This is a genomic window from Rubrobacter tropicus (assembly GCF_011492945.1).
In the GTDB taxonomy this organism is placed as follows: domain Bacteria; phylum Actinomycetota; class Rubrobacteria; order Rubrobacterales; family Rubrobacteraceae; genus Rubrobacter_D; species Rubrobacter_D tropicus.
This window is the reverse complement of sequence record NZ_CP045119.1, coordinates 2,908,428-2,921,197: the sequence shown is the minus strand read 5'-3', so window position 1 is coordinate 2,921,197 and position 12,770 is coordinate 2,908,428. Positions and strand designations below refer to the sequence as shown.

Genomic DNA, 12,770 nt, shown 5'->3' with positions numbered 1-12,770 from the left:
GTGTAGTCGATGACCAGGAGCGCAACGGCTCGAACCGCCTGCACACGTCGGCCATACCTGAAGCCTGATACCTAAAAGCCGAGCAGGGCGGGGTCCAGGATCCAACCCTCGTTCCGGTCGCACTCGGGGGGCACGCCCCAGCCCTCGTGCCTCCTCGTGTAGGCCCACGCGGCCTGGACGGCGCACAGGAGCGAGTCGAGGGCGTCGGCGCCCGGTTCTTCTACGAACCTCCGTCTCCAGACTTCGTCCACCGCGACGGTGAAGCCGTAGGCCCGGCGTAGGGTCTGCGACCCGAGGCCGGAGACGAGCCGCTCCCGCGCCGCCCGTCTCTCCGGAGTGTCCGGCACGGCGTCGCGCTTGTACGGTTCGCGGCCCAGGAAGCGGCGGGCGACGACGGCGGGGTAGGCTTCGACGGCGACGCGGGAACCCCCGTTCGGGCGGCAGGGTTCGACGCTCACGCCGGAGCGGAGCAGGCGGGGGGCGCCCTGGAAGAACATCTTGCCCACCGGCACCCGGAAGAGCATCATCGCGCTGCTGGAGCCGCTGCGCCGGTCGGCCAGCCTGTAGCGCCACTTCTTCCCGTAGGGCCGCGAGGCCATGTCGGCTTTGATCGCAGCCTCGAACCCCTCCTTGCCGAGCCGGGCGACCTTCCCGACGTACCCGTTCCAGCCCTCGGGCCAGCCCAGCGCCTCGACGAGGCCCTTCGGCTGCCCGAAAGGGAAGTCCATCCCGCAGACCCACGGGCCGGGGGTTTCGAGCCACGCCTCGAACTGCCCGAAGTCCGTCAACGTCTCGTCTTCCTCGACGCGCAGGACTTTATCCACCAGTTCGCAGCGCAGGGCTATCAGGGGTTTGCGGCGGCCCGGGGCGCTGGTGAAGTCGAGGCCGAAGACCCTCACCGGGACGAGAGGAGGTTTCCGGACTTCAGCTGTTTTCGTCCTCCTGGTCGTTTGCGCGGGCCAGGCGTTTCACGTCCGGTTTGCGGTCCTCCTCGGGGACCTTGTCCCCCTCGTCCTTGCCGCCGGGGATGTGCCACTCGATCACCTGGTTCATCTCCGCGCCTATAAGCATGATGACGGACGAGTAGTAGATGTAGAGCATCAGGATGATGATGCTGGCCAACGATCCGTAGGTGGCGCTAAAAGAATCGGACGAACCGACGTAGAAGGAGAACGCGAGCGAGAAGAGCAGCCAGAAGACGAACGCGAGGACGGCGCCGGGGCTGATCCAGCTAAACCGCTGCTTCGCGGCCGGGGCGAAAAAGTAGATGATCGCGAACGTGAAGAGCACGACGCACGCGACGATGGGCCACTGCGCGATCTTCCATACCGCCTGAAACGTCGGGCCGAGCCCGACGAACTCCGCCAGCCCGCCGCCGACCGAACCACCGAAGATGACGATGCCGAAGGCGGTGAGCATCAGCGCGACGACGGCGAGGGAGATAAAGATGGAGATCCCGTACACCTTCCAGGCCGGGCGGTCCTCCTCGACCTCGTACATCACGTTCATGGCCTCCATGATGGAGCGAAAAGCCCCCGAGACGCCCCACAGGGCGAGCGCGATGGAGATGATCGCCGCGAAGGTGAAGGTGCTCTCGGCCTGGCTCTCGGCTATGGGCGTGAGCTGGCTGTCGATAAATTCCGTTACCGTACTCGGCGCGACACCTTCGAGGTAGCCGATCATCTGGTCGACGAGGTTCGTGGCGTTGAAGATGCCAAGCAGCGAGATCAGGAACGTGAAGAACGGGAAGAGGGCGAAGAGGGCCTTGTACGTCAGGTTGCCCGCAAAGGCCATGACGTGGTCTTCGCCGACCTCCTTGAAGGTCAGCTTGAAGAAGTCGACGAGCCCGAGCCGCTCCGTTCTCGGGATCGCGACCTCGTTGCCCTTCTCTTCTGCCTTCTCGACGATCTTCTTGCCTGGGATCTGCATGACACCATCCTCCCGCCGCGCACGTCAATCTCCCCAGTTTACCCCCGAGCCCACGGGATGGTAACCGGCGGCGGAACGAGGCTCGCTACGCTTTGGCGTCGAGCGCCTCCAGCAGGGTCTTGCGGTTCTTGTTGTTCTTCTCGTAGTCGCGGACTTTCTTTGTTTCGTCTTTCGAGAGGCCCTGGATCTTCTTCTCCACCTCTTCCACGCTCAGATCGTCGTAGCCCTCGAGGGGCACCCGGGCGTCCTTGCGCGCCTGCCTGGCCTCGTCCGTGTTGGAGACGTGCTGCCGGCCCTTCTTCGAGCCCTCGCGCTTCTTCTGGTCGGTCTGCCGCTTCTCTTCCTCGCTCATGTTCTCCCAGGCCTTCTTCGGAAGGTAGCGCTTCGTCTCGCCGCCCTCGCGGGCGTTGGCGTCGCCCTCTTTGGTCTGCCACTCTTCCTCGGTCCACTTTTCGAGGTTCTTCTGGGACCGGTCCTTCTCGCCCTTGTAGCCGCCGCCCTGCTTCTCGTACTCCTGGGTCAAGAGCTGGGACTTGCGGGCGCTCCACTGGCCCTCCTCGCCGCCCTTGTCCGAGGCTTTGATCTCTTCTTTTATCTTCTCCCTGAGATCCGGATGGGTGTACTTCTCCTCGTAATCCTGCTTCGCCACGATCGGTCTCCTCTACGGGCTCGCCTACGCTCTCTGAACCGGATTTTGCCCCGCGAGAAGGAGGGTGCCTGTCTGACGGTTCACGTGTGCCGGAACGATCTCGAGGCCGTCCGTACCGGCCCTATTTGTCCTCGGGCCTCGGCGCCCCGGCCCGGGCGCAGCCGGTACAGTTGGCCTCTTTGGTGGTGGTGACCCAGTCCTCGTCGTTTATGGGCCTGCGGCAGTAGGTCTCCTTGAAACCGGGTTTGGCGACGTGTACGCGGCCGATCCCGTTAGCCTGTTTGATGTTCATGTTCGCTCCCGTCGTAGCGTTTCCGCAGAGTCTACCCCGGTTGCGCCGCACGGCCCGACGTTCCCCCGGCGCAAAAGGTAATGATCCTCCCTATCAGATGTGCTTAACTACCGAACTTCGACGAACGCCCGGCGTGTGCCGGGCTATCCGGGGTCAACGACGCGACAGGGGGACGGACCTGATGGCCGAGACGAGACAGCCCGAGCCGGAGAGGTCGGAGCCGGGCTCCCGCATCAACCCGGTCGTCTTTTACGGCTCCTCGGTGTGCATCATCGCTATCGCGTTGTGGGCCATGATCTCCCCGGATGGCGCCGCCGCCACGATCGGGGTGCTGGTCGGCTGGATCTCGGAGTGGTTCGGCTGGTTCTACATCCTGATCGCGACCCTCTTCCTGGCGTTCGTGGTCTTTCTCGCGCTCTCCCGCTACGGGAAGATCAAGCTGGGACCGGAGCACTCCGAACCGGATTTCAGCGTCTTCTCCTGGGCGGCGATGCTGTTCGCCGCCGGCATCGGCACCGACCTGATGTTCTTCGCGGTCGCCGAGCCCGTCACCCAGTACCTCGCCCCGCCGGTCGGCCAGGGCGAGACGGTGGGCGCCGCCAGGGACGCGACCGTGTGGACGCTCTTTCACTACGGCATCACCGGCTGGGGGATGTACTCGCTGATGGGGATAGCGCTCGCGTACTTCGCCTTCAGGATGAACCTGCCCCTCAGCATCCGGTCTGCGCTCTATCCGATCTTCGGCAAGCGCGTCTACGGGCCTTTGGGCCACGCCGTCGACCTCGCCGCCGTGCTCGGCACGATCTTCGGCATCGCGACCTCGCTCGGGATCGGGGTCGTCCAACTCAACTTCGGGCTGAAGCTCCTCTTCGGCATCCCGGAGGGGCTGGCCGCGCAGATCGGGCTCGTCGTGGTCGCCGTCGCGGTGGCGACGATCTCGGCCGTAACCGGCGTGGACAAGGGCATCCGGCGGTTGTCCGAGCTCACGGTCCTGCTCGCGCTTGGGCTGGCCGGCTTTATCCTGGTGACCGGCGACACCGCGTTCCTCTTGAACGCTTTCGTGCTCAACGTCGGCGACTACGTGGGCAACTTCGCGGGGCTCACCATGCAGACGTTCGCCTTCGAGCAGCCGACGGCCTGGCTCAACGCGTGGACGCTGTTTTTCTGGGCGTGGTGGATAGCGTGGGCGTCCTTCGTGGGGTTGTTCTTGGCCAGGATCTCGCGCGGGCGCACGATCCGGCAGTTCGTCGCGGGCACGCTCATCATCCCGTTTTTGTACGTCTTGATGTGGGTCTCGGTCTTCGGCAACAGCGCCATCGGGTTGATCCGGAGCGGCAACGAGCGCTTCGGTGAGGTCGCGATGAACCAGCCCCAGCAGGGCTTCTACACCCTGCTGCAGGAGTACCCGGCCTTCCCCGTAATCGCCTCCCTGGCGACGATCATAGGCCTTCTCTTCTACATTACCTCCGCGGACTCCGGCGCCCTGGTGATGGGCAACCTCACCTCGTACCGCAAGACCCCGCGTGACGACGCCTCGAACCCGGTGCGCATCTTCTGGGCGGTCGCCACAGGCCTGCTGACCCTCGCGATGCTGATCGTCGGCGGCATAACGGCGCTCCAGAACGCGACTATCATTTTCGGCCTCCCCTTCGCTTTCGTGATGGTCCTGCTGGTCTTTGGCCTGTACAAGGCGCTGCGCGTGGAGGCCATCCGCGAGGACAGCCAGCGCTACAGCCTGCCGGCGCAGTTGTCCGGGCGCCACAACGGCCCGGGCGGCGACCGGGCGGTCGCGCTGACGTGGCAGCAGCGCCTGAAGCGCAGCATGAGCTTCCCCGACCGCGCCCGCACCGCCGAGTTCCTCACCGATGTCGCGCTTCCCGCCCTGACCGAAGTGGGCGAGGAGCTTCGCGAACACGGCATCGAGGCGGAGGTGCGCGAGGACGACCAAGGCACCGGCCTCTCGTACGTGGAGCTCGCGGCGGACCTGGGCGAAGAGGAGCCGTTTTTGTACCGGATCGTGCCGCGCGAGACGCTCATGCCGGTCTATGGCGACACTTCCCTGCGCGAGGGCGACGTCTACTACCGGCTGGACGTCCACCTGCGGGAGGGTGGACAGGGCTACGACGTGATGGGCTACACCCACAGCCAACTCATAGACGACGTCCTCGACCAGTACGAGCAGCACGCGGAGTTCCTGCGCCTAAACGCCGAAGCGGTGCGGTAACGCGGGGCGCGGTTACCCCGCGTACGGACCCGCGCTACGGCCGACCACGGCGTAGAGCGGGTCCGAGAACAGGCGGCGCGGGCTGCGGTCCAGGCCCCGAATGCCATCCCAGTTACCCGCTTCGCGGAGGTAGTCCTCGACAAGCCTCATGTGACCCCGGTCGTCGAGCTGGTGCCAGACGGCGACCGCCTTCGTCGGGAAACAGCGGTTCGAGAACGTTATGATCAACGGAGAGCCCGGCTTCAGCACCCTACCGACCTCGCGCAACACCTCGACGGGACGCGTCAGGTAGTCGACGGAGACGCAGATGCCGCACCCGTCGAACTCGTCGTCTCCGAAGGGAAGCCGTGGGTTCTCGTTCAGGTTCTGGACGACGTAGGAGGCGAGGCGCTCGTTGCGGCGCAACTCCGTCTCGTTCATGCCGAGGCCGATCACGCGCCCGTACTCGACCTCCGGCGGCAGGTGGCTGATCCAACTGCTCATCAGGTCGAGTATCTCCCCGCCTGGCGGGAAGTACTCCCTGTAGAGCTGCGTGACGGCGGCTATGGCCCGGTCGTCTATGTGGGTGACGAGCCGGGGCGTCCTGTAGAACTCTTCGTCCGGCGTCTCGTCCGTGCGCCGGAAAGCGCCCCCCGGCAACTCAGGCAACCTCGACCTCCTCTGACGTACATCTCTCTCAACGTTAACCGAAAAGATTGCCGCTGCGTGTGATGGGGCCTACCGGGCGTGGCGGTCCTGCTGGTGTAGATTGCGGGCATGGAGTGGCAAAACAGCGGCAGGCATTTCACGGTGGCGGTCTTCGTCGTCCGAGACGGCAAGGTCTTGCTTCACCACCACCGCAAGCTCGGCATGTGGCTGCCGCCCGGCGGGCACATCGAGCGGGACGAGCTGCCCGACGAGGCCGCCGTGCGCGAGGTGCGCGAAGAGACCGGCGTCGAGGTTGAGCTCGTGGGGGACAGGCGGGAGGACGTCGAGGACCCGGTACAGCTGCGCCGTCCGGCCGGGGTGCAGCTGGAGGACATCGGGCCAGGGCACCAGCACATCGACCTGATCTACTTCGCACGCCCGACCGGCCCCACGGACATCCGCGAAGAGTTCCTGGCCGACAAGGTCGGCTGGTACGCACCCGAAGACTGGGACGCGATGCCCGTCAACGCCGAGGTCCGCGGCTGGTGCGAAAGGGCGCTGATGTCCGCAGCCGGCTAAGGCGCTGCCGTTGTCGTTCGCGGCGCGGTCGCCCCGTCCCTTCGGCCGTCGGTGACGACAAGAGCTGACCGCTGAAAGCCGACGGCTGAAAGCTCTACGGGTCCGAACAGTCTCGCTTGTAGCCGCAGTTGGGGCACACGAGCTTGCAGTGCAGCCCGTACATCTCCGTCCCGCACGCCTCGCACCGCTCCACGAGAACCTTGCGTTCTTCGGCCGTCGGATTTCGCCCGGCGCCCATACCTGCCTGCCGGGCTTCCGCCTCAGGCCGCTTCACGAGGGGCGCCCGCCGGTTTTTGGGGGAACCCGGAGTAGCTTGCCGAGGTGGCTCCCGCTGAGGGTCTTGAGCGCGCTGTAGGAGAGGACCGCCTGCGCCTGGCGCAGCGAGGCGGCGAGGGCGCCGGTAAGGACCTGCAGGGTCGAGAGGTTCTGCTGCAAGCCGGAGATGCTGATCGGGAGCCGGGCAGAACGTTCCTGCAACGCCGCCAGGCCCCGCTCCAGTTCGCCCGTACGCCGGGAGAGGCTCTCCACCTCCGTAGCGAGGCGGTCCTGCAGTTCGATCCTGGCCCGCCGAAACCTCAGGTAAGCCCCGAGCGCCGCAAGCGCCGCGACGAGGGCGACGACGGCCCCGATCCCAATAAAAACGAAGAGCAAGAGGTAGGTCATGACGGCCACCGTACCACGCCCGAAAGCCACTTTACAAACCTCCCGGCAGTGGTACACTTTTCTCCACGACGCGGGGTGGAGCAGTCTGGTAGCTCGTCGGGCTCATAACCCGAAGGTCGTAGGTTCAAATCCTACCCCCGCTACTACCTTTGGCGCTGTCGGACCCGTATTCCCTTACCATCCTCTTACCGTGGTTTCCTTGTGCCTGTCGTCAATCCGCTAGGTTTGTCGTCAAAGCTGTCGTCAACTCTTCCGTATTTTCTCCTTCCACTCGTCAATATCGCCCGAATACCAGACTGGACCGCAACTAATCCTGAGACTCGGTTGGGGTATCTTGTGCCACAGTTCCCTAGTGAGATGCGCGTATACCGTGGTGCGCTTATAACCGAGTTCGTCTGCTAGTTCCTGAATGCCCAAGACCCTGAATTTGTCCGGTATCCGTTCCATGCGGAGAATCTTACCACAGAATCCTTGACACTACCAAGGATTGTTTGGTAAAATACCTGTACGGCAGCGAGAGCAAGCCGGATGGACTTTGACAATTAGGACGTAGAAGGAAAGAGACTCCCGCGAGTGCGCTAACACTCCGGGAGCCGTGGAGCACGGAAGGAGATACCAGCGTGCTCAAGGAAAAGGATACCGTAGAGCGTGGATTGGTCCAAAGGGTCGAAAGGGGTTGGATACTCCATAACCTCGGAAAAGTTCTCCGGGATGGACCGCTCTACTTGGTAGAGTCCAGTAAGGGTAAGACGGTGTACGTGGTGGATTTAGACCGCGACACTTGCACTTGTAAGGATTGGCGGCGCAGGCGAGACACTTGTAAGCACATCTTTAGTGCCGTGATATTCAACGCCAAAAGCTAGACCATAAAGACCATCAGCCTAGATTCGGGTTGGTGGTCTTTTTCCGTTGTAGCGGTTGCGCTCAACTAACCATCTGGCTTCGTTGTCCATCGCTTCGGAAGATTGCACGCGCTCCGTTGCCTCGTCAATCAAGGTATACGTCTTACGCACGGCTTCCCGGTGCAGGTAGTCTATCTCCCGTTGCTCCTGTATCTTCTCCCAATCCACGCACGCATTCTAGCCGAAGTGTGTAGCGTGGTACATCAAAATGTGTACGTTATCGGGTCGGTTGCGTGAGACGTTGTTGTTTCAAGGCCGTGAACGCCTCGCCTGCGTTATCTCGCTCTGGGCCTACGGTGCCACACATCAGGCACCGTATCCTGCAACCGTGGTCAGTATGCTGGACTATTACCAGCGTGGGCGTGTGGGTACAGGTCGCGGTGTGCGTATGGGCCTTCACATCATGGACCATACCGTTACGACTGAGGACGTTAAACGTGCTGCGGGTAAATTGGTCCGAACGGTGTAGGTAGCTGAAAACAAAAGGCCAGTCTCATCCAGTCCTAATCAGTAGAGAAGTACGGGTAGATGTACGCTACTGTATCTATGTACGAGTAACATCTACTGGTAGGTGAGGACCATAGGCTATGCGAGTGGGGCTATGCAGGGTATGGACTATACATAGGATGTATACGCAGCATGGTATACGTCCACGTATAATCTATGCGGCTGCTCTCATCACATCTTCTTTGCTCACTTCTATCCTTGACCAAGGGATAGTGATGGTGTGAGTATCGTATGTGAGCATCACACCATCTCGACCTATCGTGCATTCACAATCGCTAATCATCTGCTTAACGTATTCGTCCATCATCTCTATCCTTTCGCTAGTGTCGTGGGTATCAGATATATACTTAGAACAGTATAGGTCTGTGTATAATCAGCTTATCCCTTTGAACCGCTTATTAACCAATAGCCTTAGTCGGGTAAAAGGTATCCACATCCGTATGTCGGACGCTTCTTCCAAACCCTTAAACTCTTCCACTCTCGCCTTGGTCTTGTTGCTTACACGGACCACTATTCCGTAACGGTCGTAGCCCTGCAACTCCGCGTTCCAAGGCTTCGGGTCTGTATCCACCATCACCGCCACGGTATCGCCAATCCAATCTTGCATGTTATCCATCCTCTCCCCTCGCATGACCCACCCACCCTTTCAAAAAGCCCAAGGGACTCCTAACCTTGTATGGGGGGTGATGAACGCGATGCCAGAAAATTTGCTAGGACTCGCCCTTAGCGTCATCCTCGATTTCTGAGGGCAGTTTGTAAACGCCATCCGACTCGTCAAACTCTAGTACGTCCTCTTCTACGTCGAGTTCTTGCGCCGTCCTCTTTCGCTGGTCGTTCTCCGCGTGTATCTCGTCGGTAACGCCCTCGTAGTAGGCCGGATTGTTCTTGATGATGTCGAACAACGTACCGTCAATGCCGATGTCAACCTTCGTCTTTACTCCCACTTCCAGAACCTTGTTGAGTTCGGTTCTTAGTTTCGTCCACTGATGTATGAGGTTCGGTACGTTGGTGGCCGTGATGGGTAGGTCGGGGTCAGCAAGACGCCTGTTAACCTCGTCCATCTTGGCGCGAATCTGTACGATGTTCTCCCTCTGTACCGTCTCCTTGTCGGGAATGGGTATGTTGGCGATAGCCAAATCGTAGAGCGGTTGGATGCTCTTGGAAGAGATTTTCAGTTCCTTGGTAATCTCTCGTCTAGTCCAACCCGCCTCTTTCAACGCCAACACTTGGTTAGCTAGTTCCAATCTCTCCTCTTCCGTTCTCTTTCTTTTGTCAATCTCGCCCATTTTTAATCCCTTCTTTGTGGCGTCCAAAACTCGCCTGTTGGAAACCAAAACTAATAAATACGGTGGAAACCAAAACCGGGAAACCACGCATGGGAATGCGGATAAGTGCGGTTTCCTATCCCATGCTTGGTTTCCTACTTCAACTAGCTTTTTTCGCCTGCTTCTCTGCCAATGCCGCTCTAACTTCATCACCGCTAAGAACATGGCTGCGGTCGCCTTCGTCGTTGCTTACCCGACGTTCCGAATAGCCTTTCACCTTCTCGCCCTTGCTGGTTACGCTCATGCGGTCATCGTTAGGCTTGCGTCTGCCGCTCATAATGTTGTGCATTTCATCTGTGCTTGATACTGGCCGCATCTTCTTACGCTTCTCGGCTTCTTTGGCCGCTAGACGCTTATGCTGCGATAGCTGCATCGCGTAGCTCATATCCTTGCCTGCTCGGATAGCCTCGTACTCGTCGGATTTATACGCAGAGGATGGAACACTGATGGCTCGGATTCTCGCGTTCAAATCGTTAGCATCGGTGTCCAACATCGCTTTCAACTTCTCCATGAAAGCCCCCACGTTAAGAGGCTTGAGCATATCCTTCCGTACCGCCAAGTTAGCAGCGTGGGTCTTGTCAACGGCTGGCATTGAGGAACGTTCTTCACGTATATTCTCTTCCAGTTCCGAGATGCGTTCATCAATCTGCCGGCGTTTGTTCTTGAGCTCCTTCTTTACTTCCTGCGAGTCGTCAAACTCCGCCTGTTGCCACTCAAGGAAGAGGTCTGATTTCTCGCCTTTCAAACTAGAAATTTCTCTCTGAGCGGTCGCTATACGGCTCTGTGCGGCCATCCGCTGCTCTAGCTGAGCGTTGATGTCTGCCGCTTCTTCTTCGAGCTTCGTCAAAGCCTTATCCAACGTGGTTTTGTTGTACTGGTACGAGTCGTAGAAGTCTCGCAATGACAACTGTTTCTGTTGTTCCATATCGTCTATCTCCTAACCTGACGTAGCACCATGTTTACTAGCGGGTTGGTAGTCTCGGGTTCGGCCCTTGGCTTAGTGCCATTCAAGCTCAAGAGGTGGTTAATCGCATTCTTCTCTTCCGCTCTCTTCCTCGCTCCACCATCTGCCACGTCTTTCAATTCGGCTATAGCTTTCTCGTAACTGCCGTGTAGTTTCTCGGTCATTTCAAAGTCTCCAATCAATCGTGATTTAACGCTGAATCCTGCGTATACATCTGAATAAGCGGGTTGCGGCTTCGGAAAGGTTCCATAGCGGAAGAAGGAGATGAATATTGCGGCGACCTATCAAGACCGCAAAAACCGCGTCAACCCTCGTACTCTGCCAACCCGCTAACAGAGTAGAGCCGGAATGAGCCGTACCACTCTCATGTATGCCCCGCCGTTTAACGGCGGTACTTACACCAAAGCTAAGACCAGCGCCAGCAGCAGCGCCAAACGACTCTATATGAAGTTGTCTAACCTAGAATGGCACTTCGCCGTTTCGTTGCTTCTCTGCTTCGTCGTAACGTCTTTCCATAATCTTCACGGCCTCGGTATGACACTGCCAATCGTGCGTCTGTCTGTCGAGCGCATAGAGAATCAGCCGCGTACCGAGTTCCACCACGTATTCCTTTGACTGGCTGCCGTCTGGAATGGCTAGCTTCGTGCCTTGTGTCAAATCTGCCCCCTTGCTGGCTTCTGCCCTCGTCAGAGGCTCACCAGCGACGGCAGCGACGGCAGCGACGCCATTTTTCAGAGTTATGGAAAGCCAACGCCTACCACCAGTATTGGCCGTGGTTCCGTGGTCTACCTCAAGGTCGGGTACGCGCTTGGCTATCTTCTTCAATTTCTTGGTGAGTTCATCTGAGCGTTCTGGTTTATAGTCGCTCTTTAGCACTTGGAATATGAACGTGGGTTCTTCCTTGATGCGACCACCAACAGCATCAACGAATTTCACCACGTCTATAGCAAGCTGGTCCATCGGGTCTTGCTCAAACATCTCACCATAAACCTTACGGGTCTGGTCCTTGAAGTAATCCAGTAGCACATTAGCTTTCAGTACATCGCCAATCTCTATTCTCTCCGGCGTACCATCGTGGGAAGAACGGACCAAACTAAGCACCAGTGTTAGACGTGCTAGGTAGCCTTCTAGCTTTGACCACGGACCAACGAGACGAGTAGGAAATCCGGGTACTTCCATCTCTTCTTGATGCTGGTCGTAGAGTTGTACGTAAAGGTGCTTGGCATCGGCATCAAACTTGACTGGTATCTGACCATCCTCGTTCAGTTCCAGACCTCGTAGAGTATCGTATACTTCCCTAACAGCTTCTTTTGACTGGTCCGAAATCCTCTCTTCCGTCCACCTGCTGCGCATCTTCTCGGGATACGTGAAGATGAACCTATCTAGCAAACCATCCTCTCTACCGTTCCTGACTTCGTGTAGTACCTCTGGTTGGATGCCACCGTATACAGATACGCATGGCCTATCCAACATGATAGGTTCCTTCTGACCCTTCCTATCAACGGAATGGTATTTGTTGGTCCATGCAGATAGCCAGAATTGGCGGTCTGAGCCTTTACCTGTCTTGTACTGGTCCATGCTCCTAATCCACGCGCTAAGTTCATCACGATGTACGAGCACGCCACGCCTGTTCTCGTCCAGAACCATAGCCAGACCTTCTACGGTGGTATCGTCAACCAATACCCTCTCTAGCTTCGGTTCCTCTTTAGAATTGGCGTCGCTGGTGTCGCTGGTGTCGCTCTCGTACTTCTTACGTTCGTATCGGTACGCCTTCCGTAGTTCCTTCTGCTGGTCCTCAACGAACCGGAAAGCCTTATTGGTTGCGGGAGACTTCTTAACTCCTGGGTCGCCTATCACGGCGGCATAGAGCGTTGATGGTTCGTGCCAATCTTCGTGTACCTCAATAACCCTGCTCGCTCCTATGGCACTCGCAAAACCTACCAAGAGCGGTACGCCTACCATCTCTGGCGGCACTACCGTTGATGCTGCGGCTTCGCTTATGAATCTAGCTACAGTCGTCGGGAATACTTCTGTCGGAAACTCTCTGAGGTCTTGCTTATCTTCGTCTTGTGGCACGTCAATACGTGGGTCTAGCATTGTATTCATGTT

At 59.0% G+C, this 12,770-nt stretch carries 16 protein-coding genes and 1 tRNA gene; 4 read left to right on the top strand and 13 right to left on the bottom strand.

Translation table 11 applies throughout. The features are described from left to right. Window positions 1-71: 71 nt before the first annotated feature. From GBA63_RS14690 to GBA63_RS14675, 4 genes are all read right to left on the bottom strand, one after another. The gene (locus GBA63_RS14690; protein WP_166177225.1) at window positions 72-899 is read right to left on the bottom strand and encodes a DUF429 domain-containing protein; all 828 of its coding nucleotides are present in this window, start codon (window positions 897-899) and stop codon (window positions 72-74) included. 25 nt (window positions 900-924) lie between these two features. Next, a complete protein-coding gene (locus GBA63_RS14685; RefSeq protein ID WP_166177223.1) occupies window positions 925-1,929 on the bottom strand; it encodes a YihY/virulence factor BrkB family protein in 1,005 nt (334 codons plus the stop codon). An 85-nt stretch (window positions 1,930-2,014) separates the two neighbouring features. After that, the gene (locus tag GBA63_RS14680) at window positions 2,015-2,578 is read right to left on the bottom strand and encodes a hypothetical protein (protein ID WP_166177221.1); all 564 of its coding nucleotides are present in this window, start codon (window positions 2,576-2,578) and stop codon (window positions 2,015-2,017) included. A 121-nt stretch (window positions 2,579-2,699) separates the two neighbouring features. Beyond that, complete coding sequence (locus GBA63_RS14675) at window positions 2,700-2,870, bottom strand: hypothetical protein (protein WP_166177219.1); 171 nt, start codon at window positions 2,868-2,870, stop codon at window positions 2,700-2,702. Between the two features lie 181 nt (window positions 2,871-3,051). On the opposite strand from GBA63_RS14675, the gene betT reads away from it, so the two are divergent. Then, window positions 3,052-5,094 carry a choline BCCT transporter BetT gene (gene betT / locus GBA63_RS14670; protein WP_166177217.1) on the top strand — a complete coding sequence of 681 codons (2,043 nt, stop codon included), beginning with the start codon at window positions 3,052-3,054 and terminating at the stop codon, window positions 5,092-5,094. Window positions 5,095-5,106: 12 nt separating this feature from the next. On the opposite strand, the gene GBA63_RS14665 is transcribed toward betT, so the two are convergent. Further along, window positions 5,107-5,742 (bottom strand): class I SAM-dependent methyltransferase, encoded by a 636-nt coding sequence (locus GBA63_RS14665; protein ID WP_166177215.1) that lies wholly within the window; start codon window positions 5,740-5,742, stop codon window positions 5,107-5,109. Between the two features lie 108 nt (window positions 5,743-5,850). Here GBA63_RS14665 and GBA63_RS14660 point away from each other — a divergent pair, with 108 nt between their 5' ends. Continuing rightward, a complete protein-coding gene (locus GBA63_RS14660) occupies window positions 5,851-6,300 on the top strand; it encodes an NUDIX hydrolase (protein ID WP_166177213.1) in 450 nt (149 codons plus the stop codon). 94 nt (window positions 6,301-6,394) lie between these two features. On the opposite strand, the gene GBA63_RS14655 is transcribed toward GBA63_RS14660, so the two are convergent. Both GBA63_RS14655 and GBA63_RS14650 read right to left on the bottom strand, forming a co-directional pair. After that, window positions 6,395-6,574 carry a hypothetical protein gene (locus GBA63_RS14655; RefSeq protein WP_166172274.1) on the bottom strand — a complete coding sequence of 60 codons (180 nt, stop codon included), beginning with the start codon at window positions 6,572-6,574 and terminating at the stop codon, window positions 6,395-6,397. Beyond that, the gene (locus tag GBA63_RS14650) at window positions 6,571-6,993 is read right to left on the bottom strand and encodes a hypothetical protein (protein ID WP_166177211.1); all 423 of its coding nucleotides are present in this window, start codon (window positions 6,991-6,993) and stop codon (window positions 6,571-6,573) included. Before GBA63_RS14650 ends, GBA63_RS14655 begins: the two co-directional genes overlap by 4 nt. Window positions 6,994-7,032: 39 nt before the next feature. On the opposite strand from GBA63_RS14650, the gene GBA63_RS14645 reads away from it, so the two are divergent. Together GBA63_RS14645 and GBA63_RS24445 are read left to right on the top strand one after the other, a co-directional pair. Continuing rightward, window positions 7,033-7,106: transfer RNA gene (locus GBA63_RS14645), tRNA-Met, on the top strand. Between the two features lie 477 nt (window positions 7,107-7,583). Then, window positions 7,584-7,826, top strand: coding sequence for an SWIM zinc finger family protein (locus tag GBA63_RS24445; protein ID WP_166177210.1), 243 nt, complete (start codon window positions 7,584-7,586; stop codon window positions 7,824-7,826). 18 nt (window positions 7,827-7,844) lie between these two features. Here the strand turns inward: GBA63_RS24445 and GBA63_RS14635 are convergent, their stop codons facing one another. From GBA63_RS14635 to GBA63_RS14610, 6 genes are all read right to left on the bottom strand, one after another. Continuing rightward, on the bottom strand, window positions 7,845-8,033 hold the full coding sequence (locus GBA63_RS14635) for a hypothetical protein (RefSeq protein WP_166177208.1): 189 nt from the start codon (window positions 8,031-8,033) through the stop codon (window positions 7,845-7,847). A 712-nt stretch (window positions 8,034-8,745) separates the two neighbouring features. Next, on the bottom strand, window positions 8,746-8,979 hold the full coding sequence (locus GBA63_RS14630) for a hypothetical protein (protein ID WP_166177206.1): 234 nt from the start codon (window positions 8,977-8,979) through the stop codon (window positions 8,746-8,748). 103 nt (window positions 8,980-9,082) lie between these two features. Then, window positions 9,083-9,658 (bottom strand): hypothetical protein, encoded by a 576-nt coding sequence (locus tag GBA63_RS14625; RefSeq protein WP_166177204.1) that lies wholly within the window; start codon window positions 9,656-9,658, stop codon window positions 9,083-9,085. Window positions 9,659-9,797: 139 nt separating this feature from the next. Beyond that, entirely contained in the window at window positions 9,798-10,622 is an 825-nt protein-coding gene (locus GBA63_RS14620; protein ID WP_166177202.1) for a hypothetical protein, read from the bottom strand. A 5-nt stretch (window positions 10,623-10,627) separates the two neighbouring features. Then, window positions 10,628-10,825 carry a hypothetical protein gene (locus GBA63_RS14615; protein ID WP_166177200.1) on the bottom strand — a complete coding sequence of 66 codons (198 nt, stop codon included), beginning with the start codon at window positions 10,823-10,825 and terminating at the stop codon, window positions 10,628-10,630. Window positions 10,826-11,120: 295 nt separating this feature from the next. Further along, entirely contained in the window at window positions 11,121-12,767 is a 1,647-nt protein-coding gene (locus tag GBA63_RS14610) for a YfjI family protein (protein WP_166177198.1), read from the bottom strand. Window positions 12,768-12,770: the final 3 nt, after the last annotated feature.

What these genes read in the sequence shown, in the direction of transcription:
- GBA63_RS14685 (WP_166177223.1), bottom strand. Translation starts at nt 1,929, where the DNA reads ATGCAGATCCCAGGCAAGAAGATCGTCGAGAAGGCAGAAGAGAAGGGC.
- GBA63_RS14675 (WP_166177219.1), bottom strand. Translation starts at nt 2,870, where the DNA reads ATGAACATCAAACAGGCTAACGGGATCGGCCGCGTACACGTCGCCAAA.
- betT (WP_166177217.1), top strand. Translation starts at nt 3,052, where the DNA reads ATGGCCGAGACGAGACAGCCCGAGCCGGAGAGGTCGGAGCCGGGCTCC.
- GBA63_RS14660 (WP_166177213.1), top strand. Translation starts at nt 5,851, where the DNA reads ATGGAGTGGCAAAACAGCGGCAGGCATTTCACGGTGGCGGTCTTCGTC.
- GBA63_RS14630 (WP_166177206.1), bottom strand. Translation starts at nt 8,979, where the DNA reads ATGCAAGATTGGATTGGCGATACCGTGGCGGTGATGGTGGATACAGAC.
- GBA63_RS14625 (WP_166177204.1), bottom strand. Translation starts at nt 9,658, where the DNA reads ATGGGCGAGATTGACAAAAGAAAGAGAACGGAAGAGGAGAGATTGGAA.
- GBA63_RS14620 (WP_166177202.1), bottom strand. Translation starts at nt 10,622, where the DNA reads ATGGAACAACAGAAACAGTTGTCATTGCGAGACTTCTACGACTCGTAC.
- GBA63_RS14615 (WP_166177200.1), bottom strand. Translation starts at nt 10,825, where the DNA reads ATGACCGAGAAACTACACGGCAGTTACGAGAAAGCTATAGCCGAATTG.
- GBA63_RS14610 (WP_166177198.1), bottom strand. Translation starts at nt 12,767, where the DNA reads ATGAATACAATGCTAGACCCACGTATTGACGTGCCACAAGACGAAGAT.